This window comes from Pseudomonas sp. Irchel s3a10, assembly GCF_900187525.1.
In the GTDB taxonomy this organism is placed as follows: Bacteria; Pseudomonadota; Gammaproteobacteria; order Pseudomonadales; family Pseudomonadaceae; genus Aquipseudomonas; species Aquipseudomonas koreensis_G.
The window spans coordinates 166,949-191,107 of sequence record NZ_FYDR01000008.1 but is presented as its reverse complement, the minus strand read 5'-3'; the positions used below and the strand labels follow the sequence as shown (position 1 = coordinate 191,107).

Genomic DNA, 24,159 nt, shown 5'->3' with positions numbered 1-24,159 from the left:
CATCGCCCACCGTGATGCCGCTGGATGGATCAGGCCGGTCTCCGGGCTCATGAGCGGCGAATCGCCTGGCTGCGCGCCTTCCCGCTTCTGTCGAGGCAGTGGCTCAAGGCGCAGCTTTTACTCATTTACCGTTGCGGGGGCAGCGCCGGGATCGTGATCGTTCTTCGCCTGAAGACAACCCTCACCGGCTTCCCTGTTTCACTCTGTCGACACAGGTCACAGAGCACCTGAAACAAGCCGCGAAGGTTAGAGGGTTGGGGGTGGAGCGTCAATTAAAGAGGGGGCCGGCGGGCGAATAACTGCCGTCGATCAATTAACTGACGCCAATCTTGTGCCACACTGAGACAAGTGATATCAAAGAGCCATGCTTTTGTTTGAAAAAGCACACTACAACAATAAGGATGATGACGATGCAAGGCATGATCATCAGCAACCCGCGCCTGGAATTCCTGCGCCCGATGCTTGAACGCTGGTTTGACTGTATCGACCGCTACAACGCCATTCGCGGCGACAACGACACCCCTTACTGGCATGACGAGAAAGCCAATCTCGGATTGCTCTCCGCTGCGGCATGGATGGCCGAACTGGTAACCCTTTGCGACACCCCCACCCGTAAACAGAATGAGGAAGGCGAACGCAATGCCCGCGCCGACCTGTTCATCGCCGGCGCCGAAGACCGCGCCTACCTCCAGGCCACCCAGCGCTGGCCACGGGTCAACAACCTCAATCTGACCCAGGCCCTGCTGGACATCACCAGCGATGCCAAACGCATCAGCTTCGCCAGCGATCTCAAACTCGGCTGCCTGTTCGTCGCCCCGCAAAAGGCCCAGCACAGCGCCAGCCCCGAAGAACTGCAGGACATGGTCGACGACCTGCAAAAGGAACACTGCTGCGCGGTGGCCTGGTATTTCCCCTACGCCTACCGCAAGTTGCGCAGCGAAGCGGGCAACTATCACCCGGGCGTCGCCGTGCTGTTCAAAGAGGCCCGCGGTTGAGCGGTTGAACCATCGGGTGCGCAAGCTCCTCTATGATTAGGCAAGCATTCATAGGGAAGATCAGTAATGCGCAGAACCCAACTCGCTCTCGTCATCGCCCTCGCCGGAGGGCTCGCCGCCTGCGGTGAATCCTCCAGCCTGCAAGTTTCTGACGGCACCGGTCCGTCACCGAAGCTGCCTGAACCAAACAAAACCCTGATCCCGACGGTGAACATCGCCCCGGCGGTCGGCTGGCCTGCGGGCGGCAAACCGACTGCTGCGGCCGGTACGCAAGTCGCGGCATTCGCCGAAGGCCTCGATCACCCGCGCTGGCTCTACGTGCTGCCCAACGGTGACGTGCTGGTGGCGGAAACCAACGCCCCGCCCAAACCGGATGACAGCAGCGGTATTCGCGGCTGGGTGATGAAGAAAGTCATGGGCAAGGCCGGCGCTGGTGTGCCGAGCCCGAATCGCATCACCCTGCTGCGCGATGCCGACCACGACGGCGTGGCCGAGACCCGCACGGTGTTTCTGCAGAATCTCAACTCGCCGTTTGGCATGACCCTGGTCGGCAACGATTTGTACGTCGCCGACACCGATCGCCTGCTGCGCTTTCCCTACGAGCAAGGCGCGACCGAGATCAAGACGCAGCCGATCAAAGTCACCGACCTGCCGGGCGGCACCCTGAACCATCACTGGACCAAGAACGTCATCGCCAGCAAGGACGGCAACAAGCTGTACGTCACCGTCGGCTCGAACAGCAACGTCGGCGAGAATGGTCTGGATAAAGAAGAAGGACGTGCGGCGATCTGGGAAGTGGATCGCGCCACCGGCAACCACCGGATCTTCGCCTCGGGCATTCGCAACCCCAACGGCCTGGCGTGGGAACCCACCACAGGCGCGCTGTGGACAGCAGTCAACGAACGTGACGAGATCGGCAGCGATCTGGTGCCGGACTACATCACCTCGGTCAAGGACGGTGGCTTCTATGGCTGGCCATTCAGCTACTACGGTCAGCACGTGGATGTGCGGGTGAAGCCGCAGAATCTGGATCTGGTGGCCAAGGCTATCGCCCCGGACTACGCCGTCGGCCCGCATACCGCCTCGCTGGGCCTGACCTTCGCTGAAGGCAACAGCCTGCCGGCGCAGTTCAAGGAGGGCGCGTTCATCGGCCAGCACGGCTCGTGGAACCGTAAACCGCACAGTGGCTATAAAGTGATTTTCGTACCATTCGCCGCCGGCAAGCCGAATGGAGCACCGGTGGATGTGCTCACCGGTTTCCTCGACAAGGACGAGAACGCGCTGGGTCGCCCGGTAGGCGTGGTGATCGACCAGCAAGGTGGTTTGCTGGTAGCAGATGATGTGGGGAACAAGGTTTGGCGAGTGTCGTCGGCCAAGTAACTTTTGCCTGACCTGAAACAACTGTAGGAGTGAGCCTGCTCGCGATGACGGTGCCACATTCAACATCAGTGTTGATTGATCAACCGCTATCGCGAGCAGGCTCACTCCTACATTGGATTGTGAGCTTTTTGAACTACGGGTTATGCGCCAGATGCTCCGGCTGCAACACCCGCTTGGCACTCAGATACGCCTTCTGCCAGTACGCCTTCGACAGGCTGTCCAGCTTCACCGTGCCGCCGGTTGCCGGCGCATGCACGAAGCGCCCTTCCCCAACGTAAATCCCCGCATGGCTGACCTGCGAGCCGCCATTGGTAGCGAAGAAGATCAGGTCGCCGGTCTGCAAACCCTCTTTGCCGACATTCGGCGCCTGCATCACGATCATCTCGCGCGTCGAACGCGGCAAGCTGATGCCGGCAGCATCACGGTAGACGAAACCGATCAGACCACTGCAATCGAACCCGGAGTCCGGTGTGTTGCCGCCCCAACGATAAGGCGTGCCGACCAGCCCCAGCGCGCGAAACAGCACGTCTTCAGCAGCCGGCGAAAAAGCCTGGGAAGGCCCGAACACCACCGGAGCGCGTACGACGGGCGCAGGCGGCGGAGTGCGGCTGGCGCAGGCGCTGAGCAGCGCTGCGAAGAAGATCAACGTGAGGCGGGCCGACATCGTCATAAGCAGAACATCCTGATCTGGCTGCGGCTTTCTCTGCCGAATGGACAGAAACAAAACCGCCTGCGCAGCACGCAGGCGGTTTGCCATCAATATAGATACAGGATTCTAGCGGCTACGCGGCAAACTTCAAGTAAGACTTTAACTTCACCTTGTAAAGTCTAGGTCTACTCCCTTGCCGGGCACCGTTTTTGTCGCCACGAACGTGGCGACAACGGGGAATTACTTGCGAGCAGTGACCACGGTCGGTGCCATCGCGAGGGCGCGCTTGGCTTCGATGAAGGTCTTGCTCCAGTAGCTGTCACCCAGGCTGTCGATGCGAACACCGCCGCTGCGACGACTGCTGGAATGGATGAACTGGTTGTCACCCAGGTAGATCCCGGCGTGGCTTACACGACCGCGACGACCATTGGTGGCGAAGAACAGCAGATCGCCCGGCTCAAGGTTGCCGCGCGAGACCAGAGGCGCATCAACGTTGATCATTTCGCGGGTGGAGCGCGGCAGATTCATGCCGGCTTCTTCGCGGAACAGATAACCGATGAAACCGCTGCAGTCGAAACCGGCTTCAGAGGTACCGCCGAAACGGTAACGGGTACCGATCAGGGACATGCCGCGTTCGAGGATGCTGTCGGCCAGAACCGGGAGCTCGTACGGCTTCTTGTTGAAGTCCGAGAGTTCTTTTTCGGTGTCCAGCTCTTCCTGGTAAATAACGGAAGACTGGGCAGTGGCAGAATTTTTAACCTGTTGAGGCTGCTCTTGAACTGGAGAATGAGCAGCGCAACCGAACAACAGGGTGACGAGTGCGAGAGGCACGAGGGGTGCGAAGCGCTTTAGCATGGGCACGACCGTGGCTGAAGTTGTAAAGAAGCCGAGACTATGCCCGCTATCGGCCTCATTTGCAAATTCAATCGATCCTTTTGTGACTTCCCGGTTTCTCGTTTACATCTAAGCGCTTAAGCCCATTTGAGTCGATACGCGGTCCGCGCGCAGTGCGGAAAAGCGGATTTTCTGACGCCTGAAATATGTCGAAACGCGGTCAAAGCCGCGAATTTCAAGGGCTGGCTACCAGCCGAGGGTTTCTTTCAGGAACGGGATCGTCAGCTTGCGTTGCGCCTGCAGCGAGGCCTGATCCAGCTGTTCGAGCAAGTCGAACAATGCACTCATGCTGCGGGTGCCGCGAGTCAGAATAAAGTGTCCGACTTCATCGGTCAGGTGCAGGCCGCGACGCGACGCGCGCAATTGCAGAGCACGCAATTTGTCTTCATCGGAGAGCGGACGCATCTGGAAAATCAGCGCCAGGGTCAGGCGCGATTTGAGGTCAGCCAGTTTCACCGGCAGTTCGCGTGGCGAAGTTGAAGCAGCAATCAGCAAGCGTCGTCCGCTGTCACGCAGGCGGTTGAACAGATGAAACATCGCCTCTTCCCAGTCCGGCTTGCCGGCAATCACCTGCAAGTCATCCAGGCAGACCAGTTCGTACTGTTCAAGGTTGTCGAGGATCTCGATGCCGCGATCCATCAACTCTGCCAGCGGCAGATACACCGCCGGTTCACCCATCTGTTCGAAACGCAGACACGCGGCCTGCAACAGATGCGTACGCCCTACCCCATGCTTGCCCCACAGGTAGATCAGGCTTTCGGTCCAGCCGGCGTCGGCTTCGCATAGGCGCTCGACATAGCCGAGTGCAGCGGCATTGGCGCCTGGGTAGTAGTTGATGAAGGTGGCGTCGTCACGCAGACGCACACCTAGGGGCAGCTGAATCGGTTTCATGCTGACTGAACAGTTCTCAAGGAACCGTTAGTGGCCTCTGTGTAAAGTTTGCGAAGTTTATACCCGTGAAGCTGAGCGCACAATGCGACAGACCCCAAGCAAAATCAAAGGTTTGCGTTAACACGCTGGTTTTATGACAGTTTCTCTGACGCGGATCGAACCACCCCGCCGCAAAACACGGGCCAACCCGGCACAATGCCGGGCCGCCCTGCGATCGGTTTACAACTCAGGCTCATCTGCCCCGCTGTAGATATCCGAGTCCTTGTAAAGATCGTGCACATGACGCACCAGCACCATGATCACCGCCGCCACCGGCAGTGCCAGCAGGACACCGGTAAAACCGAACAGCTCGCCCCCGGCCAGGATCGCGAAAATTACCGCTACCGGATGCAGGCCGATCCGGTCGCCGACCAGCAGCGGCGTCAACACCATGCCTTCCAGCGCCTGCCCGACCATGAACACCGCGACAATCCCGATCATCGGATACAGATCGCCACCGAACTGGAACAACCCGGCAATCAGTGCCGCGCCAATCCCGATCACGAACCCCATGTACGGCACGATGGCCGCCAGACCTGCGATCAGGCCGATCAACAGCCCCAGCTCCAGACCAACAATCATCAGGCCCGCGGCGTAGATCACGCCCAGCGCCAGCATCACCAGCAACTGCCCGCGCACGAACGCGCCAAGCACCTCGTGGCACTCACCGGCGAGCGAGACGATGGTTTCTTCACGATCACGCGGCAGCAAGCTGCGGATCTTGGCCATCATCACGTCCCAGTCGCGCAGCAGGTAAAAACTCACCACCGGGATCAGCACCAGGTTCGCCAGCCAGCCGATCAGTGCCAGACTCGATGCCGTCGCCTGACTCAGCACCACACCGACGATGTCAGTGGTCTGCCCCATGTGTTCGCTGATCGCCGCCTTGACTTTGTCGAACTTCCAGAAACCGTCAGACAAACCCAATTTCGACTGCGCCCACGGCACCGCCGTGTGTTGCAACCAGTCGAGCATTTGCGGGGCCAGCTCGTACAAGCGCAGCAACTGCTTGGCGAGCATCGGCACCAGCACCAGCATCAGTGCCGTGACGATCAGGGTGAACAAGGCAAACACTGCGATCACGCCCCAAGTGCGCGACAGGCCCAGCCGTTCCAGGCGATCCACCAGCGGATCGAACAGATACGCCAGCAGCAGCGCCACCAGAAACGGCGTGAGGATCGGGTGCAGCAACCACACAAACGCGCAAAGCAGGACTACCCCACCGAGCCAGAACCAACGCCGCGTATCGGCCATGTACCACTCCTACTGCTTCTATATAAGGAAAGACTTACCAGCGAAACCGCAATGACGGTGCAGCCGGTGTCGGAGCCGGAGCCGCAACGGGCGCTACTCCCGCCACCGCAGGCTGCGGCGCGGCCACCGGGGCCGGCGGTTCGGCCGGCAACTCCTGCAACTTGGCCAGCGACAACTGCGCACGCAACTGATCGGCACTGCCGTTGACCCGATACACGATGCGATCACCATCGACACTTTGCAGACGCACACCGAACGGTTCGAGTAACCGCAGCAGCGCGGCGTAATGTTCCAGATTCATGCCCTGCACTTCCAGGGTCTGTTGGCCCGAAGCGCCAGGCCTGGCGACAAAGCGCGGCGCCAGACGCTCGGCCACCGCCAGCATCACCGCATCGGCCACGCTAGCCTGATCGGTTCCCTGCACACTGCCGGCCTCTTTCTGATCGCCCAGCCACAGACGCCACTTGGCCTGCCACTGCCCACCCTCTTCGTGCGCATGCACCGCCAACAAGGCATCCGCGCCGTAACGCTCCGAAGCGCCGCGCAATGGCGCGGGATCGCTGCCATCCAGCACTGGCGCGGTGGCCACCAGTTGCTCGCTCAGATCCGCCAGCGGCAAACGCAGCGGCAAGCCGCGATGCTGAGCCGCAGACCGCAGTGGTGCAGCCGCTGCCTGACCGTCGCCGACCAGACTCGAGCCTTCAGTCGAATCGTTCAGCCACCAGCTCAGAATCGACGGCCGACTCGCCCCCCACAACGACAGCCCTGCCCGGCGCAGCGCCTGCTCGGTGGTGGCCGGATCGAAATCGACCTTGAGCACCTCCGGCGGCCCGGCATCGAAACCGAACTGACTGATGATCTGCTGCGGATCCTTGCGAATCGCCGCCAGCCCGGGATTTTGCGGCGCCTTGGGGTCACCGGTCAGGCGCAACACCAGCGTATCGACCGCCGCCTGCGTGGCGCGCTCACGCTCTTCCGGCGCCTGGCTGCTGACTGGCTGGCGCACTTGATAGAGACCTTTGAGGTTTTCGGCATGACTCGCCAGGCTGACCAACGACAAACAACCCACAACCAACAATTTACAAAAACGCATGGAAAATTCCCGTCGACAGGAGCGGCTGGAACAGGCCGCGTGAACCGGTTTAGCAAGGCTATGACAATCTGCCATCGCAAAACATTCACACGGTAGCGGTAAGTTTTTGCACAGTGATAACGATAGACGGTTAATCGGCACACCTTATACAGGCAGCCACCCGGCACAATTGCAAAAAATTTCCGCTGATTATGCCCCTGCCCGTCGGCGCGAGGATGGCCGCTGCCCCTCAAGCCTGATAAAATCGCGCGCCTTCGCAGACCGGCAACAGCCGGGCGCCCCGAAATTCGCGTGAGGCTATCGCCCCACCGCTTTTGGCGTTCCCGCTGAACTCGGTCGTTACCCCTGAATCCCCTCCCCTAAAGGCCTGGATCATGAGCAAGCAACCCTCCCTGAGCTACAAGGACGCCGGTGTAGACATCGACGCCGGTGAAGCATTGGTCGAACGCATCAAGAGCGTCGCCAAGCGCACTGCGCGCCCGGAAGTCATGGGCGGCCTGGGCGGTTTCGGCGCCCTCTGCGAAATCCCGGCCGGCTACAAGCAGCCTGTGCTGGTTTCCGGCACCGACGGCGTTGGCACCAAGCTGCGTCTGGCGCTGAACCTGAACAAGCACGACAGCATCGGCATCGACCTGGTTGCCATGTGCGTCAACGACCTGGTCGTTTGCGGTGCCGAGCCACTGTTCTTCCTCGACTACTACGCCACCGGCAAACTGAATGTCGACACCGCTGCCCAGGTGGTAACCGGCATCGGCGCCGGCTGCGAACTGTCCGGTTGCTCGCTGGTTGGCGGCGAAACCGCTGAAATGCCTGGCATGTACGAAGGCGAAGACTACGATCTGGCTGGTTTCTGCGTCGGCGTGGTGGAAAAAGCCGAAATCATCGACGGCTCGAAAGTCGCCACCGGTGACGCACTGATCGCCCTGCCATCGTCCGGCCCGCACTCCAACGGCTACTCGCTGATCCGCAAGATCATCGAAGTGTCCGGCGCCGACATCGAAAACATCCAGCTCGACGGCAAACCGCTGACCGACCTGCTGATGGCCCCGACCCGCATCTACGTGAAGCCGCTGCTCAAGCTGATCAAAGACACCGGCGCAGTCAAAGCCATGGCCCACATCACCGGTGGCGGCCTGCTGGACAACATCCCGCGCGTTCTGCCAAAAGGCGCTCAGGCCGTGGTTGACGTGGCCAGCTGGACTCGCCCGGCGGTGTTCGACTGGCTGCAGGAGAAAGGCAACGTCGACGAGACCGAAATGCACCGAGTACTGAACTGCGGCGTGGGCATGGTCATCTGCGTGGCTCAGGAGCACGTTGAAGTGGCCTTGAAAACCCTGCGTGACGCCGGCGAACAGCCTTGGGTCATCGGTCAGATCGCTGCCGCTGCCGAAGGCGCTGCTCAGGTTGATCTGCAGAACCTTAAGGCTCATTAATGTCCGCAACCTGTGATGTCGTGGTGCTGCTGTCCGGCACCGGCAGTAACTTGCAGGCTCTGATCGACAGCACGCGGACCGGCGACAGCCCGGTCCGCATCGCTGCGGTGATTTCCAACCGTGCCGACGCCTACGGCCTGCAACGCGCCAGTGACGCGGGTATCGCCACCCGCTCGCTGGATCACAAGGCTTTCGAAGGTCGCGAGGCCTTCGATGCAGCCCTGATCGAACTGATCGACGAATTCAAACCGAAACTCGTGGTGCTGGCCGGCTTCATGCGCATTCTCAGCGCTGACTTCGTGCGTCACTACCAGGGTCGGCTGCTCAATATCCACCCGTCGCTGCTGCCCAAATACAAAGGGTTACACACTCATCAGCGCGCGCTGGAGGCCGGCGACGCGGAACACGGCTGCTCCGTGCACTTCGTCACCGAGGAACTCGATGGTGGACCACTGGTCGTACAAGCAGTAATACCGGTAGAGTTGCACGACACGCCGCAGACACTTGCGCAGCGAGTGCATGTCCAGGAACACTTGATCTACCCGATGGCGGTACGCTGGTTTGGCGAAGGCCGACTGGTACTCGGTGAACAAGGTGCATTACTGGACGGCCAGCTACTCGCGGCCAGCGGCCACTTGATTCGACACTAGGAGATTTTATGCGTCGCGCCCTGCTCTTCGCTTGCGCTTTGCTCACCCTGCCCTTCGCGCAGGCGGCAGACCTTCAACCGTTCTCCGCCAGCTACACCGCCGACTGGAAGCAGCTGCCCATGAGCGGCACTGCCGAACGCAGCCTGACCAAGGAAGCCAACGGCGTCTGGAAACTCAGCTTCAAGGCGTCGATGATGATCGCCAGCCTGACTGAAGAAAGCACACTGACGCTGGACAAGGACACCCTGCTGCCACAGTCCTATCACTTCGAACGTGGTGGTCTGGGCAAAGCGAAAAAGGCTGATCTGGACTTCGACTGGAACAGCAAGATGGTCACCGGCACCGACCGTGGCGACGCGGTGAAGATCCCTCTGAACCGTGGCATGGTCGACAAGTCGACCTACCAACTGGCGCTGCAGCATGACGTGGCCGCTGGCAAAAAGACCATGAGCTATCAGGTGGTCGATGACGGTGAAGTCGATACTTATGACTTCCGCGTGTTGGGCTCGGAAAAAGTCGAGACCAAGGCTGGCCAGATCGATGCGATCAAAGTCGAGCGCGTGCGCGACCCGACACAAAGCAAGCGCATCACTGTGCTGTGGTTCGCCAAGGACTGGGATTACCTGCTGGTCCGCCTGCAACAGGTGGAAACCGACGGCAAGGAGTACAACATCATGCTCCAGGACGGTACGGTCAACGGCAAGGCTGTCAAAGGCAGCTGATCCGCCGCTACAACGAAAGGCCCCGCAGATGCGGGGCTTTTTTGTGCCTGCGATTTCTCAGGCGACACACAAGTACTGTGGGAGCGGGCTTGCTCGCGAAAGCGGTCTGCCACTAGCGACGATGTATCTGATACAACGCCTTCGCAAGCAAGCCCGCCCCCACAGAGGGTCAGTGCAATCATCAAGGGTCAGCTCAGACCGAAAACCTGGCCACCATATTGTTCAAATCCACCGCCAGTCGCGACAACTCCTGGCTCGCCGCACTGGTCTGATTCGCCCCCGCCGACGTCTGCATTGCCAGATCGCGGATGTTCATCAGATTGCGGTCCACCTCCCGTGCCACCGCCGCCTGCTCCTCCGAGGCGCTGGCGATCACCAGGTTGCGCTCGTTGATCAAGGTGAATGCCGAGGCGATTTCCTCCAGCGCCACGCCCGCGGCCTTGGCCAGCTCCAAGGTCGAATTGGCGCGGACGCTGCTCTGCTGCATTGAACTCACCGCCGAATCGGTGCCCTGCTGGATGCCACCGATCATCTGCTCGATTTCCTGGGTCGATTGCTGGGTGCGGTGCGCCAGCGCCCGCACCTCGTCGGCCACTACCGCGAAACCACGACCGGCATCCCCGGCCCGCGCCGCCTCGATTGCCGCGTTCAGCGCGAGCAGATTGGTCTGCTCGGCAATCGAGCGGATCACGTCGAGCACTTTGCTGATGCCGTGAACCTTCTGCGCCAGGTCCTCGACCTGCGTGGCGTTGGAGGTCACATCTTCAGCCAGGGATTCGATTGACGTCACGGTCTGGTTGACCTGCTCGCGCCCATGCTGGGCAATCCGGTCAGATTCGCGCGACGCCTCGGAAGTCGCCACGGCGTTGCTCGCCACCTCTTCCACGGCGGCGGTCATCTGATTGACTGCGGTGGCCGCCTGCTCGATCTCCAGACTTTGCTGATGCAGCCCGCGCGTGGCGTCCTCGGTGACGCAACTGAGTTCCTCCGAGGCTGACGCCAACTGGCTGGACGACTCGGAAATCTGCCGGATGGTGTCGCGCAGGTTGTGCTGCATGCTTTTCAGCGCCTGCAGCAGCCGCGCCGGTTCGTCCTTGCCGGAGATAGTGATATCGCCAGTCAGATCGCCACCGGCCACCACTTGCGCCACGCCCAACGACTGCGTCAGCGGCAGGACGATGCTGCGAGTCAGCAACAACGCCAGACCGATGGTGACGAGGGCCGTTATGCCGATCATCACCCCCACCCACACTCGCGAATTGGTGAAGACCAGCCGCGCGGCTTCGGTGGCGAGATTGGCATTGTGTTTGTTCAGTTCGACCAGTTCACGCAGGGTGACCGCGATCTCGTCGGCCAACGGGCTCATTTCACCATTGAGGATGGCCGCCGCCTCTTCCACTCGATTCTGGGCAGACAACTGCATGACCTGCGCCTGAAGCTCCAGATATTGGTGCTCGGCGACCTTGAAGCGATCAAACAGTCCGCGCTCCTGGGGCAGCACGATCAGCACGTCATAACGCTGCTGAGCCTCACTGAGCGCACCGCGCAGCTCATTGAGCTTGGCGACATTCTGCTGCAGCGCCTGCGGGTCGCGATTGAGCAGCAGGCGCATGGTCAGCGCACGCAGGCGCAGCATGTCCTGACTCATCTCGCCAACCGCCATCACGCTCGGCAGCCAGTTGTTGTCGACCTCATCAGACTGCGCGCGCATATTCGCCATTTGCAGCAGGGCGAACGCCCCCAAGGCAAACACCATCAGCGCCAATACACCAAACCCCAGGCCGGCACGCGGCGCGATATTGAGACTACGGATGCTCATTACTCTGGTTCCTTCCAAAAGCGCTGCATCAACCCTGCAGCTGGTTGCTTTAGAAGGTATCGGCCCGGCGACAATTTGCGTAAGACGAAAAGGTGATATCAAAAGGCCTTGATACTTCGAACCCTCGACATTAACGATTCAGCGCGCTTTCCCGGACTTTGCTGCTGTTCGTGGCAATATTGCCAGGAAGTTATCCCGGGCGACTTTGCGCGCGACGTCTTCGGGCAATGCATCAAGGAACGGCGTGAAACTGCGCATTTCCTTACCGAGTTTGTTGAATCGGCCCACAACATCCGAACCCACCATGAACCGATCAGGGTACTTCTCGACCAACGCCAGCCATTCCGCGCGCGGCTTGCCCTGTTCGTCCAGCAGGTACGGCGTGAGCATGCTCCACGACAGGTCGATGAACAGATTCGGATAGGATTCCAGCATCCGGCTGACAGTGGGCAGAAGGAATTCCAGCTGCGTCTGGTGCCGGTGAATCTCCGCGCTGGTGCCGGCGTGCGCCCAGATGAACCGCGTGTGCGGGTGATTACGCAGCGGTTCTTCGACTTCCTTCAGGTACAGCGGATTTTTCTCACGCTTGGAAGTGATGTTGGAATGCAGCATCACCGGCAGATCGTTTTCCGCCGCCAGGTGATATATCCGCTTCATCGCCTCGTTATTGGCCCGTGGCGTGTCGCCGGCGGTCAACGCCGTCAAGTCATCATGGCGGGTGAACACCTCACCAATGCCCTGCCACAGCCCCGGATACAGGTCGAGCATGCGCTGAATGTGCGCAGCGGAGTTCTTGTCGTTGGGGTTGAACCCGGACAGAAACGGGTGGAAATGCTGACGCTGCTCCGGGGTGAGTTTCAGCACGGCATCGGCGACGATCACGTCGGTGGCGCTGTACCAATAGGCATCAGCGTCATCGCCGGCGTAATAGCGCGGACGCTTGGGCTCGTCTTCGTGCCACTTCTTCGCGACGGGAATCCCGGAAATCATCACATGGTCGATGGAGTTGTCCTTCATCGCCGTGAGCAATTTCGCCATGCCGGCGGTTTCCTGGAAAAAATCCACGTAATGCAGGTGCGCATCGCTGTAGGTGTAATCGCGGGCGCTGGCGCTACCGGCCAATGCCAGCAGGCAGGCAAGACTCAAACGAAACAAGGACACAAGTAATCTCCGACAGGTAGGCATAGCCTAGACCCTGAGTCGATCACAAGGGTTCATCCTGCAGGAAAGTGGAACGCGCCTCCGTAGGAATGCTCTATAACTGCAAGGTCTTTTTTGATCGAACGACTTTTTCCTACTGCCAGTGAGGTTGCCATGACTGTTACCGTCAATACCGTCTCCGCCGAAGGTTTCCGTCACACCGTACAGATCGATGACCACGAATTGTTTGCCGACGTGCCGAAGTCTGCCGGTGGCGAAGGCTCGGCACCCGAGCCACATGACTACTTCGACGCCGCGCTCGGTGCCTGCAAGGCACTGACCCTGAAGATGTACGCGAAGAAGAAAGACATCCCGCTGACCGGCGTGGGTGTCGAGGTCAAACGCGACAACAGCGAGGAGCAGAAAGGCAAATACGCGCTGCACGTCACCCTCACGCTTAAGGGTGTCCTCACCGATGCCCAACGCGAAGAACTGCTGCGCGTCGCTGATCGCTGCCCGATCCACAAGCTGATGACCACCACCGACGTCAGCATCGAAACCCACGCGCCACAAGGCTTTGACAGCCAGTAATCACCTTCTTGCCAGCGGCGGGTTATGCTTCTGGCATCACCCGCTCAGCCTGGAATGCACCATGGACACGCCACCTCTGATCATCCGCCCGCGCGCCGAAGACGTCGAAGGCCAGCCGATCCTGCGCCCGCTGCCGTCAGCCAAATGCCGCAGCGTCGGGCCGTTCGTGTTTTTCGACCACATGCTCGAAACGGTTTATCCGACGGGTAAAGGCATGAACATCCGACAGCATCCGCACATTGGTCTGTCGACCCTGACCTACCTGTTCGACGGGCAGATCCAGCACAAGGACAGCCTTGGCTCCGATCAGGTGGTCAGCGCCGGCGATGTCAGCTGGATGACCGCAGGCAGTGCGATTGCCCACGTCGAGCGCACGCCCGAGCCGTTGTGGGAGCAAGGCTTCACCATGCACGGCTTGCAGATCTGGCTGGCTTCGCCCAAGGATCACGAGCAAGGCCCGGGACACTACAGCCATCACCCGGCGGCAACCCTGCCGGTCAGCGATAACCTTGGCGTACAGATCCGGATGATTGCCGGGTCAGGCTTTTGCCTGGAATCCCCAGTGCCAGTGCTTTCTCCTACGCTGTATGCCGAAGTGAAGATGCAGACCGCGACTACTTTGCTGATCCCGACCGAGCACGAAGAACGGGCGGTGTATGTGTTGAGTGGCGATGCACAACTGGATGGCGAGCCCCTCGAACCCCATGCGCTGGTGGTGTTGCCGGCCGGGGAAGAGATGAGTTTGTTTGCCGAGAGCGATCTGCACGCGGTGGTATTTGGCGGCGCGCCGCTGGACGGGCCACGGCGGATCAACTGGAATTTTGTCGCGAGCGATCCGGCGGCGATCGACGAGGCGCGGCGCAAGTGGGCGGCCGGGGATTGGCCGACGGTACCGGGGGAAGTGGAGCGAATCGAACTGCCCTGAGTGTTGTGTCGCCAGTGAGTAAGCCTTCGCGAGCAAGCCCGCTCCCACAAGGGGAATTGTGGTGTGTATGAGTTCTGAGTACACACCACAATTCCCCCCGTGGGAGCGGGCTTGCTCGCGAAGAGGCCAGTAAAGGCGCCGAAAAAATCAGCCCTTGAACACCTCATCCAGCAAGTCATGCATCGACTTGAACGCACGCTTGGCGGTCTTCGCGTCGTACATCATCTTGCCCGGCACATTGGCGTGCGGATCGGTGAACGAGTGCACCGCACCGCCATAGCTGAGCAACTGCCAATCGACCTTCGCTGCGTTCATTTCATCCTCAAACGCTGGCAACTGCTCTTTTGGCACCAACGGGTCTGAAGCACCGTGCAGCACCAGCACAGAGCCTTTGATGTTCTGCGCATCGGCCGGATTCAGCGAGTCCAGCGTGCCGTGGAACGACACCGCCGCCTTCACCGGTGCACCGGTACGCGCCAGATCCAGTGCGCAGCAACCGCCGAAGCAGAAACCGAACACCGCCAGTTTCGAGGTATCGACCGCTGCCTCGCCCTGCTTCTGCAATTGTTCGAACGCCGCCTGCATACGCTTGCGCAGCAGTGCCCGATCGTTCTTCAGCGGCATCATCGCGGCGCCGGCCTCGTCAGCGTTCTGCGGACGCACGGCCTGGCCATACACGTCAGCAATCAACACCACATAGCCCTTGGCCGCGACCGACTTGGCGATCTCTTCAGCACCGGCGCTGACGCCCATCCAGTTCGGCGCCATCAACAGGCCCGGGCGCGCGCCCTTGTGCTCGGCATCGAACGCCAGACGACCTTCAAAAGGCTGGCCATCCAGCTGATAGACCACGGAACGTACAGTGACTTGGCTCATTTCTGACTCCTGATTAGTTAAACACCAGAATGAAAAAACCCGCCGAAGCGGGTTTTTCTACAACGTGATCAAGCTGACAGTTCAACCAGCAGCTTATTCAGACGGGTCACGTAAGCGGCCGGGTCCTTCAAGCTTTCGCCAGCCGCCAAAGCGGCCTGATCGAAGAGGATGTGCGACAAGTCGCCAAAACGCCCTTCGTTCTGTTCGCCGTCGAGTTTCTCGATCAGCGGGTGGCTCGGGTTGAATTCGAAGATCGGTTTCGATTCCGGCACTTTCTGCCCGCTGGCTTCGAGGATCTGGCGCATTTGCAGGCCCAGATCCTGTTCACCGATGGCCAGAATGGCTGGCGAGTCGGTCAGACGATGGGAGACCCGGACTTCCGCCACGGAATCGCCCAGCGCGGTTTTCAGACGCTCGACCAGACCTTCTTTGGACTTGGCGACTTCTTCTGCAGCTTTCTTGTCCTCTTCCGAGTCCAGGTTGCCCAGATCAAGGTCACCGCGTGCCACGTCGACAAAGGTCTTGCCGTCAAATTCGTTGAGGTAGCTCATCAGCCACTCGTCGATACGGTCGGTCAGCAGCAGCACTTCGATGCCTTTCTTGCGGAAGACTTCCAGGTGCGGGCTGTTCTTGACCTGCGCGTAGGTTTCGCCGGTGAGGTAGTAGATCTTGTCCTGACCTTCCTTGGCGCGCGCCAGGTAGTCGGCCAGACCAACGACCTGCTCGCCGTCGTCGCCTTGGGTCGATGCGAAGCGCAGCAGACCGGCAATTTTTTCCTTGTTGGCGAAATCTTCTGCCGGGCCTTCTTTCATGACCTGACCGAAGTTTTTCCAGAAGCCCTTGTATTGCTCAGGCTCGTTCTTCGCCAGTTTTTCCAGCATGTCCAGGACGCGCTTGGTCAGCGCCGATTTCATCGAGTCGATGATCGGATCTTTCTGCAGGATTTCCCGCGACACGTTCAGCGACAGGTCGTTGGAATCGACCACACCTTTGATGAAGCGCAGATACAGCGGCAGGAACGACTCGGCCTGATCCATCACGAACACACGCTGCACGTAGAGCTTCAGGCCTTTCGGCGCTTCACGCTGGTACAGGTCGAACGGCGCGCGGGCCGGCACGTACAGCAGCGAGCTGTATTCGAGCTTGCCTTCGACCTTGTTGTGGCTCCAAGCCAGCGGGTTTTCGAAGTCGTGAGCGATGTGCTTGTAGAACTCCTGATATTCCTCGTCCTTCACTTCAGTGCGCGGACGGGTCCACAGGGCGCTGGCGCGGTTGACGGTTTCCCATTCAACGGCAGGCTTCTCTTCGCCTTCGGCGGCAGTGACTTCTTTCGGCAGCTCGATCGGCAGCGCGATATGGTCGGAGTATTTCTTGATGATGTTGCGCAGACGCCAGCCGTCGGCGAACTCGTCCTCAGCGGATTTCAGGTGCAGGACGATGCGAGTGCCGCGCTCTGGCTTGTCGATGGTGGCGACTTCAAACTCGCCCTCGCCTTTCGACGACCAGTGCACGCCTTCGCTGGCCGGAGTACCGGCGCGACGGGAATACACATCAACCTGGTCGGCAACAATGAACGCCGAGTAGAAGCCGACACCGAACTGGCCGATCAGGTGCGAATCTTTCTTCTGATCGCCCGAGAGATTCTTCATGAAATCGGCGGTGCCCGACTTGGCGATGGTCCCCAGGTGGGTGATCACATCGTCACGGTTCATGCCGATACCGTTGTCTTCGAGGGTGACGGTCTTGGCGTCCTTGTCGAAGCTCACACGGATTTTCAGTTCAGCGCCACCTTCGAGCAACTCAGGCTTGGCCAGGGCTTCGAAGCGCAGCTTGTCGACAGCGTCAGAGGCGTTCGAGATCAATTCGCGAAGGAAGATTTCCTTGTTGGAATACAGCGAATGGATCATGAGGTGCAGCAGCTGCTTTACCTCGGTCTGGAAGCCCAGGGTTTCCTTTTGAGTTTCCACACTCATGGTCATCAAACTCCAATCAGATGGCAGTGGCCGCGACCCTGAGGGTCGGCGGCGGGTTGTTCACTGAGTTGGGGGCAGCGTTCAGGATTTCAAGGGCTCATCAATTTTGAAATGTGCACGGGCGGTGGCAATCGGTTCGCTCTCGGTGCTTTGCCAGGCCGTGATGGCGACGTTGGCCACGCGCCGCCCCTGGCGACAGACCTGACATTTGGCCCAAGTGTCGCGAAACTGCCCCGCACGCAGGTAATCCAGAGAAAAGTCGATGATCTTCGGCACGCCCGGCGCCTCGGTAAAAACCAACAGATGCAAGGCTGCGGCCAGCTCCATGAATCCGGCAATCACTCCGCCATGGATCGCCGGCAATAAAGGGTTACCAATGTTGTCCTTGTTCGCCGGCAGCTTGAACAGCAATTCATCGCCAACCCGCGAGCATTCGACGCCGATCAGTCCGGCGTAGGGAATCAGTTGCAATAGCGGCGCGTAGTCACCCTGAGCATGAGCCTGCTGCAGTTGTCGCTTCCAGTCATCGCTCATCGGTTTTCCCCTTTGACCTTGCCGCCAAATCCCTGGGTACCTTTCAGGCCCTTGCCCATGCGCATGAAGGTGCCGACGACATGGGCGATCGGTTGCTGCGGGTCGTCCTGATAAGCAAAGCCGCGGGCGAAGATCACGTCGGTGGTGACCCGGTAACACTGGGCAAAGCCGTAGACATCCTTGTGCGGTTCAGCGGCGTGCATGTAATCGATGCGCAGGTCCAGGGTCGGGCAAACTTCGAACTCCGGCAAAACGCACAGCGTGGACATGCCGCACGCGGTGTCCATCAATGAGGTAATGGCGCCGCCGTGGATGACCCCGGTTTGCGGATTACCGACAATTTGCGCGCTGTACGGCAACTTCACCGTCAGCCCTTCGCTATCGGCGCTTTGTACCGTCAGACCAAGCACCTGACAATGGCGCAGGGCCGAGAGAAAGCGTGTCGCGCGCTCAAAAACGGGGTTTTCAGCCATATGATAATTACTCTCGTTAGAGCCTTGTGCCAGTATTGAGAAATACGGCAAAAGTTCCACTAAAAAACAAACTTATATATCTGAACGAAATGAGGAACTTAACCTTTGGGCCAACGCTCTTAAGGCCAGTAGTTATTTTCCATAAGGAGAAACACCCCATGCGTAAGACTTTAGCTATTGCCTTGATGTTGACCGCTTCCCTCGGTCTCGCTGCCTGCGATAAGAAATCCGAGGACAAAGCTCAAGATGCCAACCAACATGCTGAGCAAGCTCAGCAAGACATGAACAAAGCTCAGGATAAAGTGAACGACGCAGCAAAAGAAAACGCCGAAGCTGCCAAAGCTCAGGCTGAATCGAATCAAGCTGCTCAGGAAGAAGCTGCCAAGAAGCAATAATTGCGACTTGATGCAGAAAAAGAAAACCCGCCAAGTGCGGGTTTTCTTTTGCCTGTGATTTTTTGTCAGTGTTGGCTTAGAGGCTGTTTTTAGAGCAATACGGTTCTAAAAGTCGGACTAATCATCAGCAACAAACTGCAGATCAGTCCGACCAGCCACACCAAGCTGCGCAGGGATGGTTTATCCGCCAGGTACAACCACACGTAAAGAATCCGCGCGATCACAAAGATGATCGCCAGGGCATCAATCAACCAGCCTTGGGTTTGCGTGGTGTGCGCCATCAGCACACCCACGGCAAACAGGATGAACGCTTCGATGCAGTTCTGGTGCGCCGCCAGCGCCCGCGCGCCGTAGCCGGTGAGTTGCGCCTGCTGTTGACGCGGCAGGTGGTTGTTGTAACCGCCCTGCTCTTTCATGGCTTTAGCCACCGGCATACGCGCGATGTAAATCAACAGTGCACTGATAAACACACACCAGAACGGAATACTCATCAAGCAGCCTCTTTATTGGTTTCGGGCAATGGCGCCTCTGTAGGGGTATAGACCATCACATCCAGCACGTCAGAATGAAACTCGCGGCGGTACAAAACGATGACCACACCGGCACTCATCAACATGAACAGCCACGGGCTGACAAACCACGCCAGCATGCTCATGCCGAAGTAATAAGAGCGCAGACCGAAGTTGAACTGGTTGGCCGCCATCGAAATCACCCGCGCCGCCCGCAGCGCGAAGGCTTTACGCTCCTGCTCGGACACCTGGCGCTCGCCGATCATCGGCGCTGAACCGACCAGCACCGCAGCAAAGTTGTACTGACGCATGCACCAGCTGAACGTGAAAAACGCATAGACGAACACCAACGCCAGGCACAGCAACTTGATCTCCGACATACCCTGCGACGCCTGCTGCACCATCGGGATATCCGCCAGCAGCGACACCGCGCGCTCGGACGCACCGAGCACGGTGAGAATGCCCGCAAGAATGATCAAAGTGCTGGAAGCGAAGAACGAGGCGTTGCGCTCCAGATTGCCGATCACGCTGGCGTCAGCGATGCGGTTGTCGCGCAGCAGCATGCGGCGCATCCAGTCTTCGCGATACAGGTGCAGCACGCTGGCCAGGCACGCGGTGTCGCGGGCCTTCCACGACGCATAACGGGTGTAGCCGCCCCAGCAGATGACAAACCAGAGCGCGGCCAGCAGGTGGATCAGGTTGGCTTGGATGAACGACATTCGTTTTCCTGTGAAGTGTGGATGCATTACCTGTAGGAGTGAGCCTGCTCGCGATTCGCTGGCACATCCGGCATTGATCTGACAGACACGACGCCATCGCGAGCAGGCTCACTCCTACATAAAACCTGTGCAGTGCTTCGACGTTAGCTCGCGAAAAAAGACACTGCCAGACGCCCATAAAAAATGCCCCGTATCGATTGATACGGGGCATTTCCGTTTAAGCGCTGAAGACCCGCTTGTGGCGGGTCAGACAACGTCAGGCAACGGCTTCGCTGCGCTTGCCCAGCAGGCGATCGCAGACCACGGCGACCACCAGAGTCATCACGCACGGCACCAGCCACGCCAGCCCCTGCTCGCTCAGCGGCAAGTGCGACAGCTGTGACGGCATCCAGTCAGCCAGACCGGCGCCCTTGAGCGCGTCGATGGCGCCGAACAGGAACGACACCAGCATCACCGGGCCGAGGATCCGCCCGTGCTCATGCCAGAAGTCCTTGCAGAAGCTCAGGGCCACCAGAACGATGCACGGCGGGTAAATCGCCGTCAGCACCGGGATCGAGAACGCGATCAGCTTGGTCAGGCCCAGGTTGGACACCAGCAGCGAGAACGCGGCGAGGATGATCACCAGGGTCTTGTAGGACAGTGGCAGCACGCGGCTGAAGTATTCGGCACAGGCGCAGGTCAGACCGACCGCTGTCACCAGACATGCCAGCGAGATCAGCACCGCGAGGAAACCGCTGCCCAGCGAACCGAAGGTGTGTTGCACGTAAGCGTGCAATACCGCCGCACCGTTGGTGGCACCGACCGCGACTTCATGGCTGCCGGAACCGAGGCGGAACAGGCTGATGTACACCAGCGCCAGACCGACACCGGCGATGAGGCCGGCGATGATCGCGTAACGGGTGATCAGCGCAGGCGACTCGACGCCACGGGAGCGGATCGCGTTGACGATGACGATGCCGAACACCAGCGCGCCGAGGGTATCCATGGTCAGGTAACCATTGATGAAGCCCTGTGAGAACGGTGCCGCGACGTATTCCGGTGTGGCCTGACCGATATCACCGGCCGGCAAGGCGAATGCGGCGATGCCGAGTACCGCCAGGGCGATGATTTTCAATGGCGCGAGAAAACGCCCCACGGTATCGAGCAGACGGCCCGGATACAGCGAGATGAAGAACACCAGCAGGAAGTACACCGAGCTGTAGAGGAACAGCGCCAGCGGGCTTTCGCCGGTCAGCGGCGCCAGCCCCACTTCGAACGACACGGTCGCGGTCCGCGGGGTGGCGAACAGCGGGCCGACCGCCAGGTAGCACGCCGCGGCGAGCACACCGCCGGCGATCTTGCCGATCGGGCTGCTCAGCGCATCCATCGCACCACCGACCTTGGCCAGGGCAACGACGGTGACCACCGGCAGACCGACGGCCGTGATCAAAAAGCCCAGCGCCGCCATCCAGACGTTAGGTCCGGACTGCAGGCCGACGATAGGCGGGAAAATGATGTTGCCGGCCCCGACGAACAGGGCAAATGTCATAAAGCCCAGTGCCAGGATGTCCTGACCTTTCAAAACTTTCATTAAGGAAATACCACACTACTGAATCGGAATTTAGAGGGGGATTTCCCTGTGGGGTTAGGGAAATGCTGTCAGTCCGTTTGGGGCTGACCCGTTTAGCGCGTTGCATGCCTTGTGGGCGGCAGACGCAAAAATGGCTGCTAGCCTAACGAATTTGTCTGACAAACGCACTGTTTGAGGGCGAACTATCCGATACACGACGTGTCCGTGTCGCGTTTACGCATCTATTTTTCCTACGGAGCACTCTGCAGGAAGAACCAGGACATGTAGCGAGGGGATTTATCCCCGATGGGGCGCGCAGCGGCCCCGATTGAGACCGTTTGGTTTTTTCAGACTGAGCGCACTCACCGGCTTAGGGGGCCGCTTCGCAGCCCATCGGGGATAAATCCCCTCACCACAAATGCCCGCTAAAACGCAGATTGCAGAAACAACAAAGGCCACCCGAAGGTGGCCTTTGTCTGGTGAAGCGTCAGTCAAGCACGAGGCTTACTTGACAGCCCAACCGGTCAGCTCGGCCAGGGCCTTGCCGATGTCTGCCAGCGAACGCACGGTTTTTACGCCTGCGTCTTGCAGCGCAGCGAATTTCTCGTCTGCAGTGCCTTTGCCGCCAGAGATGATTGCGCCAGCATGGCCCATGCGCTTGCCCGGAGGAGCAGTCACACCAGCGATGTAGGAAACAACCGGCTTGGTCACGTGTGCCTTGATGTAGGCAGCCGCTTCTTCTTCAGCCGAACCGCCGATCTCGCCGATCATCACGATCGCTTCGGTCTTCGGATCTTCCTGGAACAGCTTCAGGATGTCGATGAAGTTCGAACCCGGGATCGGGTCACCACCGATGCCGACGCAGGTCGACTGACCGAAACCGGCGTCAGTGGTCTGCTTCACAGCTTCGTAGGTCAGGGTGCCGGAACGCGAAACGATACCGACCTTGCCTGGCAAGTGAATGTGACCTGGCATGATGCCGATCTTGCATTCGCCTGGGGTGATCACGCCTGGGCAGTTAGGGCCGATCAGGGTAACACCCAGCTCGTCGCACTTAACTTTGGCGTCCAGCATGTCCAGGGTAGGAATGCCTTCGGTGATGCAGACGATCAGCTTGATGCCGCCGAAAGCAGCTTCCAGGATCGAGTCCTTGCAGAAAGGAGCCGGAACGTAGATCACGCTGGCGGTAGCGCCAGTGGCAGCTACTGCGTCTTTAACGGTGTTGAACACTGGCAGACCCAGGTGCTCGGTGCCGCCTTTGCCCGGAGTTACGCCACCAACCATCTTGGTGCCGTATTCGATGGCTTGCTGGGTGTGGAAACTACCTTGCGAACCGGTAATACCCTGGCAGATAACTTTGGTGTCTTTATTGATCAGGACGCTCATTATTTGCCCTCCGCAGCTTTGACAACTTGTTGAGCAGCGTCGGTCAGGCTGGTAGCAGCGATGATGTTCAAACCGCTTTCTGCCAGTACTTTAGCGCCCAGCTCAGCGTTGTTGCCTTCAAGGCGAACAACAACCGGGATTTTCACGCCGACTTCTTTCACGGCGCCGATGATGCCTTCGGCAATCATGTCGCAGCGAACGATGCCGCCGAAGATGTTGACCAGTACTGCAGCGACGTTGGTGTCGGACAGGATGATCTTGAACGCTTCAGTTACGCGTTCTTTGGTTGCACCACCACCTACGTCGAGGAAGTTGGCTGGCTTGCCGCCGTGCAGGTTGACGATGTCCATGGTACCCATGGCCAGGCCGGCACCGTTGACCATGCAGCCGATGTTGCCTTCCAGGGCTACGTAGTTCAGTTCGAACTTGGCAGCGTGCGCTTCGCGCGGATCGTCTTGCGACGGATCGTGGAAAGTCTTCAGCTTAGGCTGACGGTACATGGCGTTGGCGTCGATGTTGATCTTGGCGTCCAGGCAGTGCAGATCGCCGTCAGCCTTGATCACCAGCGGGTTCACTTCCAGCAGGGCCAGATCGTGATCCTGGAACAGTTTGGCCAGACCGACGAAGATCTTGGCGAACTGGGCAACTTGCTTGCCTTCCAGACCCAGTTGGAACGCCAGCTCGCGACCCTGGAATGGCTGAGCGCCAACCAGTGGATCGATAGTGGCTTTGAGAATTTTTTCTGGAGTGTCGTGAGCGATTTTCTCGATGTCCACGCCACCTTCGGTGGAAGCCATGAACACGATGCGACGGCTCGAACGGTCAACGACAGCGCCCAGGTACAGCTCTTTAGCGATATCAGTGCACGATTCAACCAGGATCTTGGTGACTGGCTGACCATTGGCGTCAGTCTGGTAAGTCACCAGACGCTTGCCCAGCCACTGCTGTGCGAAGGCCTTGGCGTCTTCTTTGTTGCGAACCAGCTTGACGCCGCCCGCTTTACCGCGACCACCGGCGTGGACCTGGGCTTTGACAACCCACTCGCTGCCGCCGATTTTATCGCAAGCTTCTGCTGCTGCTTCCGGGGTGTCTACTGCGTAACCAGTGGAAACTGGCAGGCCGTATTCAGCGAACAGCTGCTTACCCTGATACTCGTGAAGATTCATGCTTTTTACCGTCTTCGTTAGGTACTGCGCATTCGGCGCTGCGCTCTTGATGAGTGCCGCGCCACCTGTGACTGCTGCTTGCGTAGCTGAGCTACGCAAGACTG

At 59.5% G+C, this 24,159-nt stretch carries 24 protein-coding genes and 1 riboswitch; of the genes, 8 read left to right on the top strand and 16 right to left on the bottom strand.

Annotated features, from left to right (window positions below):
* Nucleotides 1-14: 14 nt before the first annotated feature.
* A riboswitch (cobalamin riboswitch) is annotated at nt 15-246 on the bottom strand.
* Nucleotides 247-410: 164 nt separating this feature from the next.
* Complete coding sequence (locus CKW11_RS22400) at nt 411-995, top strand: hypothetical protein (protein WP_095139433.1); 585 nt, start codon at nt 411-413, stop codon at nt 993-995.
* A gap of 66 nt (nt 996-1,061) precedes the next feature.
* Complete coding sequence (locus CKW11_RS22395; protein ID WP_095139432.1) at nt 1,062-2,375, top strand: sorbosone dehydrogenase family protein; 1,314 nt, start codon at nt 1,062-1,064, stop codon at nt 2,373-2,375.
* Between the two features lie 133 nt (nt 2,376-2,508).
* Here CKW11_RS22395 and CKW11_RS22390 read toward each other — a convergent pair whose 3' ends face one another.
* The 5 genes from CKW11_RS22390 to CKW11_RS22370 form a co-directional block, all read right to left on the bottom strand.
* Entirely contained in the window at nt 2,509-3,045 is a 537-nt protein-coding gene (locus CKW11_RS22390; protein ID WP_034156233.1) for a C40 family peptidase, read from the bottom strand.
* Between the two features lie 219 nt (nt 3,046-3,264).
* On the bottom strand, nt 3,265-3,879 hold the full coding sequence (locus CKW11_RS22385; RefSeq protein ID WP_095139431.1) for a C40 family peptidase: 615 nt from the start codon (nt 3,877-3,879) through the stop codon (nt 3,265-3,267).
* A 225-nt stretch (nt 3,880-4,104) separates the two neighbouring features.
* Nucleotides 4,105-4,809, bottom strand: a complete 705-nt coding sequence (hda, locus tag CKW11_RS22380; protein WP_025111852.1) for a DnaA regulatory inactivator Hda — start codon at nt 4,807-4,809, stop codon at nt 4,105-4,107.
* A 219-nt stretch (nt 4,810-5,028) separates the two neighbouring features.
* Nucleotides 5,029-6,102 (bottom strand): AI-2E family transporter, encoded by a 1,074-nt coding sequence (locus CKW11_RS22375; RefSeq protein ID WP_095139430.1) that lies wholly within the window; start codon nt 6,100-6,102, stop codon nt 5,029-5,031.
* A gap of 34 nt (nt 6,103-6,136) precedes the next feature.
* A complete protein-coding gene (locus tag CKW11_RS22370) occupies nt 6,137-7,195 on the bottom strand; it encodes a DUF2066 domain-containing protein (RefSeq protein ID WP_095139429.1) in 1,059 nt (352 codons plus the stop codon).
* Between the two features lie 374 nt (nt 7,196-7,569).
* Here CKW11_RS22370 and purM point away from each other — a divergent pair, with 374 nt between their 5' ends.
* Genes purM through CKW11_RS22355 form a run of 3 tightly spaced genes read left to right on the top strand, consistent with a single transcriptional unit; the run spans nt 7,570 to nt 10,000 of the window.
* The gene (gene purM / locus CKW11_RS22365) at nt 7,570-8,628 is read left to right on the top strand and encodes a phosphoribosylformylglycinamidine cyclo-ligase (protein ID WP_047600249.1); all 1,059 of its coding nucleotides are present in this window, start codon (nt 7,570-7,572) and stop codon (nt 8,626-8,628) included.
* Nucleotides 8,628-9,278, top strand: coding sequence for a phosphoribosylglycinamide formyltransferase (gene purN, locus CKW11_RS22360; protein ID WP_095139428.1), 651 nt, complete (start codon nt 8,628-8,630; stop codon nt 9,276-9,278). Before purM ends, purN begins: the two co-directional genes overlap by 1 nt.
* 8 nt (nt 9,279-9,286) lie before the next feature.
* Nucleotides 9,287-10,000, top strand: coding sequence for a DUF3108 domain-containing protein (locus CKW11_RS22355; RefSeq protein WP_095139427.1), 714 nt, complete (start codon nt 9,287-9,289; stop codon nt 9,998-10,000).
* A 193-nt stretch (nt 10,001-10,193) separates the two neighbouring features.
* Here the strand turns inward: CKW11_RS22355 and CKW11_RS22350 are convergent, their stop codons facing one another.
* On the bottom strand, nt 10,194-11,819 hold the full coding sequence (locus CKW11_RS22350) for a methyl-accepting chemotaxis protein (protein WP_095139426.1): 1,626 nt from the start codon (nt 11,817-11,819) through the stop codon (nt 10,194-10,196).
* A 138-nt stretch (nt 11,820-11,957) separates the two neighbouring features.
* On the bottom strand, nt 11,958-13,004 hold the full coding sequence (locus tag CKW11_RS22345) for an amidohydrolase family protein (RefSeq protein WP_095139425.1): 1,047 nt from the start codon (nt 13,002-13,004) through the stop codon (nt 11,958-11,960).
* A 129-nt stretch (nt 13,005-13,133) separates the two neighbouring features.
* On the opposite strand from CKW11_RS22345, the gene CKW11_RS22340 reads away from it, so the two are divergent.
* Complete coding sequence (locus tag CKW11_RS22340) at nt 13,134-13,550, top strand: OsmC family protein (protein ID WP_027614046.1); 417 nt, start codon at nt 13,134-13,136, stop codon at nt 13,548-13,550.
* A 61-nt stretch (nt 13,551-13,611) separates the two neighbouring features.
* Nucleotides 13,612-14,475, top strand: coding sequence for a pirin family protein (locus tag CKW11_RS22335; RefSeq protein ID WP_095139424.1), 864 nt, complete (start codon nt 13,612-13,614; stop codon nt 14,473-14,475).
* 147 nt (nt 14,476-14,622) lie between these two features.
* Here the strand turns inward: CKW11_RS22335 and CKW11_RS22330 are convergent, their stop codons facing one another.
* From CKW11_RS22330 to CKW11_RS22315, 4 genes are all read right to left on the bottom strand, one after another.
* Nucleotides 14,623-15,351, bottom strand: a complete 729-nt coding sequence (locus CKW11_RS22330) for a dienelactone hydrolase family protein (RefSeq protein ID WP_095139423.1) — start codon at nt 15,349-15,351, stop codon at nt 14,623-14,625.
* Between the two features lie 68 nt (nt 15,352-15,419).
* Nucleotides 15,420-17,324 (bottom strand): molecular chaperone HtpG, encoded by a 1,905-nt coding sequence (gene htpG / locus CKW11_RS22325; protein WP_166495502.1) that lies wholly within the window; start codon nt 17,322-17,324, stop codon nt 15,420-15,422.
* A gap of 81 nt (nt 17,325-17,405) precedes the next feature.
* Nucleotides 17,406-17,858 (bottom strand): PaaI family thioesterase, encoded by a 453-nt coding sequence (locus tag CKW11_RS22320; RefSeq protein WP_095139421.1) that lies wholly within the window; start codon nt 17,856-17,858, stop codon nt 17,406-17,408.
* The gene (locus CKW11_RS22315) at nt 17,855-18,331 is read right to left on the bottom strand and encodes a PaaI family thioesterase (RefSeq protein WP_095139420.1); all 477 of its coding nucleotides are present in this window, start codon (nt 18,329-18,331) and stop codon (nt 17,855-17,857) included. The genes CKW11_RS22320 and CKW11_RS22315 overlap by 4 nt, the downstream gene beginning before the upstream one ends.
* A 158-nt stretch (nt 18,332-18,489) precedes the next feature.
* On the opposite strand from CKW11_RS22315, the gene CKW11_RS22310 reads away from it, so the two are divergent.
* A complete protein-coding gene (locus CKW11_RS22310; protein WP_007962865.1) occupies nt 18,490-18,726 on the top strand; it encodes a hypothetical protein in 237 nt (78 codons plus the stop codon).
* Nucleotides 18,727-18,815: 89 nt separating this feature from the next.
* On the opposite strand, the gene CKW11_RS22305 is transcribed toward CKW11_RS22310, so the two are convergent.
* The 5 genes from CKW11_RS22305 to sucC form a co-directional block, all read right to left on the bottom strand.
* On the bottom strand, nt 18,816-19,217 hold the full coding sequence (locus CKW11_RS22305; RefSeq protein WP_095139419.1) for an MAPEG family protein: 402 nt from the start codon (nt 19,215-19,217) through the stop codon (nt 18,816-18,818).
* On the bottom strand, nt 19,217-19,954 hold the full coding sequence (locus tag CKW11_RS22300; RefSeq protein WP_027614039.1) for a DUF599 domain-containing protein: 738 nt from the start codon (nt 19,952-19,954) through the stop codon (nt 19,217-19,219). The genes CKW11_RS22305 and CKW11_RS22300 overlap by 1 nt, the downstream gene beginning before the upstream one ends.
* Nucleotides 19,955-20,210: 256 nt before the next feature.
* A complete protein-coding gene (gene brnQ / locus CKW11_RS22295) occupies nt 20,211-21,524 on the bottom strand; it encodes a branched-chain amino acid transport system II carrier protein (RefSeq protein WP_095139418.1) in 1,314 nt (437 codons plus the stop codon).
* Nucleotides 21,525-22,007: 483 nt separating this feature from the next.
* On the bottom strand, nt 22,008-22,889 hold the full coding sequence (gene sucD / locus CKW11_RS22290) for a succinate--CoA ligase subunit alpha (protein WP_003223019.1): 882 nt from the start codon (nt 22,887-22,889) through the stop codon (nt 22,008-22,010).
* The gene (gene sucC / locus CKW11_RS22285) at nt 22,889-24,055 is read right to left on the bottom strand and encodes an ADP-forming succinate--CoA ligase subunit beta (RefSeq protein WP_003223015.1); all 1,167 of its coding nucleotides are present in this window, start codon (nt 24,053-24,055) and stop codon (nt 22,889-22,891) included. Before sucC ends, sucD begins: the two co-directional genes overlap by 1 nt.
* Nucleotides 24,056-24,159 lie beyond the last annotated feature (104 nt).

What these genes read in the sequence shown, in the direction of transcription:
- hda (WP_025111852.1), bottom strand. Translation starts at nt 4,809, where the DNA reads ATGAAACCGATTCAGCTGCCCCTAGGTGTGCGTCTGCGTGACGACGCC.
- CKW11_RS22345 (WP_095139425.1), bottom strand. Translation starts at nt 13,004, where the DNA reads ATGCCTACCTGTCGGAGATTACTTGTGTCCTTGTTTCGTTTGAGTCTT.
- CKW11_RS22350 (WP_095139426.1), bottom strand. Translation starts at nt 11,819, where the DNA reads ATGAGCATCCGTAGTCTCAATATCGCGCCGCGTGCCGGCCTGGGGTTT.
- CKW11_RS22310 (WP_007962865.1), top strand. Translation starts at nt 18,490, where the DNA reads ATGCGTAAGACTTTAGCTATTGCCTTGATGTTGACCGCTTCCCTCGGT.
- CKW11_RS22305 (WP_095139419.1), bottom strand. Translation starts at nt 19,217, where the DNA reads ATGAGTATTCCGTTCTGGTGTGTGTTTATCAGTGCACTGTTGATTTAC.
- CKW11_RS22320 (WP_095139421.1), bottom strand. Translation starts at nt 17,858, where the DNA reads ATGAGCGATGACTGGAAGCGACAACTGCAGCAGGCTCATGCTCAGGGT.
- CKW11_RS22340 (WP_027614046.1), top strand. Translation starts at nt 13,134, where the DNA reads ATGACTGTTACCGTCAATACCGTCTCCGCCGAAGGTTTCCGTCACACC.
- CKW11_RS22385 (WP_095139431.1), bottom strand. Translation starts at nt 3,879, where the DNA reads ATGCTAAAGCGCTTCGCACCCCTCGTGCCTCTCGCACTCGTCACCCTG.
- CKW11_RS22400 (WP_095139433.1), top strand. Translation starts at nt 411, where the DNA reads ATGCAAGGCATGATCATCAGCAACCCGCGCCTGGAATTCCTGCGCCCG.
- CKW11_RS22330 (WP_095139423.1), bottom strand. Translation starts at nt 15,351, where the DNA reads ATGAGCCAAGTCACTGTACGTTCCGTGGTCTATCAGCTGGATGGCCAG.
- sucD (WP_003223019.1), bottom strand. Translation starts at nt 22,889, where the DNA reads ATGAGCGTCCTGATCAATAAAGACACCAAAGTTATCTGCCAGGGTATT.
- sucC (WP_003223015.1), bottom strand. Translation starts at nt 24,055, where the DNA reads ATGAATCTTCACGAGTATCAGGGTAAGCAGCTGTTCGCTGAATACGGC.
- CKW11_RS22335 (WP_095139424.1), top strand. Translation starts at nt 13,612, where the DNA reads ATGGACACGCCACCTCTGATCATCCGCCCGCGCGCCGAAGACGTCGAA.
- CKW11_RS22395 (WP_095139432.1), top strand. Translation starts at nt 1,062, where the DNA reads ATGCGCAGAACCCAACTCGCTCTCGTCATCGCCCTCGCCGGAGGGCTC.
- purM (WP_047600249.1), top strand. Translation starts at nt 7,570, where the DNA reads ATGAGCAAGCAACCCTCCCTGAGCTACAAGGACGCCGGTGTAGACATC.
- CKW11_RS22300 (WP_027614039.1), bottom strand. Translation starts at nt 19,954, where the DNA reads ATGTCGTTCATCCAAGCCAACCTGATCCACCTGCTGGCCGCGCTCTGG.
- CKW11_RS22390 (WP_034156233.1), bottom strand. Translation starts at nt 3,045, where the DNA reads ATGACGATGTCGGCCCGCCTCACGTTGATCTTCTTCGCAGCGCTGCTC.
- CKW11_RS22370 (WP_095139429.1), bottom strand. Translation starts at nt 7,195, where the DNA reads ATGCGTTTTTGTAAATTGTTGGTTGTGGGTTGTTTGTCGTTGGTCAGC.
- purN (WP_095139428.1), top strand. Translation starts at nt 8,628, where the DNA reads ATGTCCGCAACCTGTGATGTCGTGGTGCTGCTGTCCGGCACCGGCAGT.
- CKW11_RS22355 (WP_095139427.1), top strand. Translation starts at nt 9,287, where the DNA reads ATGCGTCGCGCCCTGCTCTTCGCTTGCGCTTTGCTCACCCTGCCCTTC.
- brnQ (WP_095139418.1), bottom strand. Translation starts at nt 21,524, where the DNA reads ATGAAAGTTTTGAAAGGTCAGGACATCCTGGCACTGGGCTTTATGACA.
- CKW11_RS22315 (WP_095139420.1), bottom strand. Translation starts at nt 18,331, where the DNA reads ATGGCTGAAAACCCCGTTTTTGAGCGCGCGACACGCTTTCTCTCGGCC.
- htpG (WP_166495502.1), bottom strand. Translation starts at nt 17,324, where the DNA reads ATGAGTGTGGAAACTCAAAAGGAAACCCTGGGCTTCCAGACCGAGGTA.
- CKW11_RS22375 (WP_095139430.1), bottom strand. Translation starts at nt 6,102, where the DNA reads ATGGCCGATACGCGGCGTTGGTTCTGGCTCGGTGGGGTAGTCCTGCTT.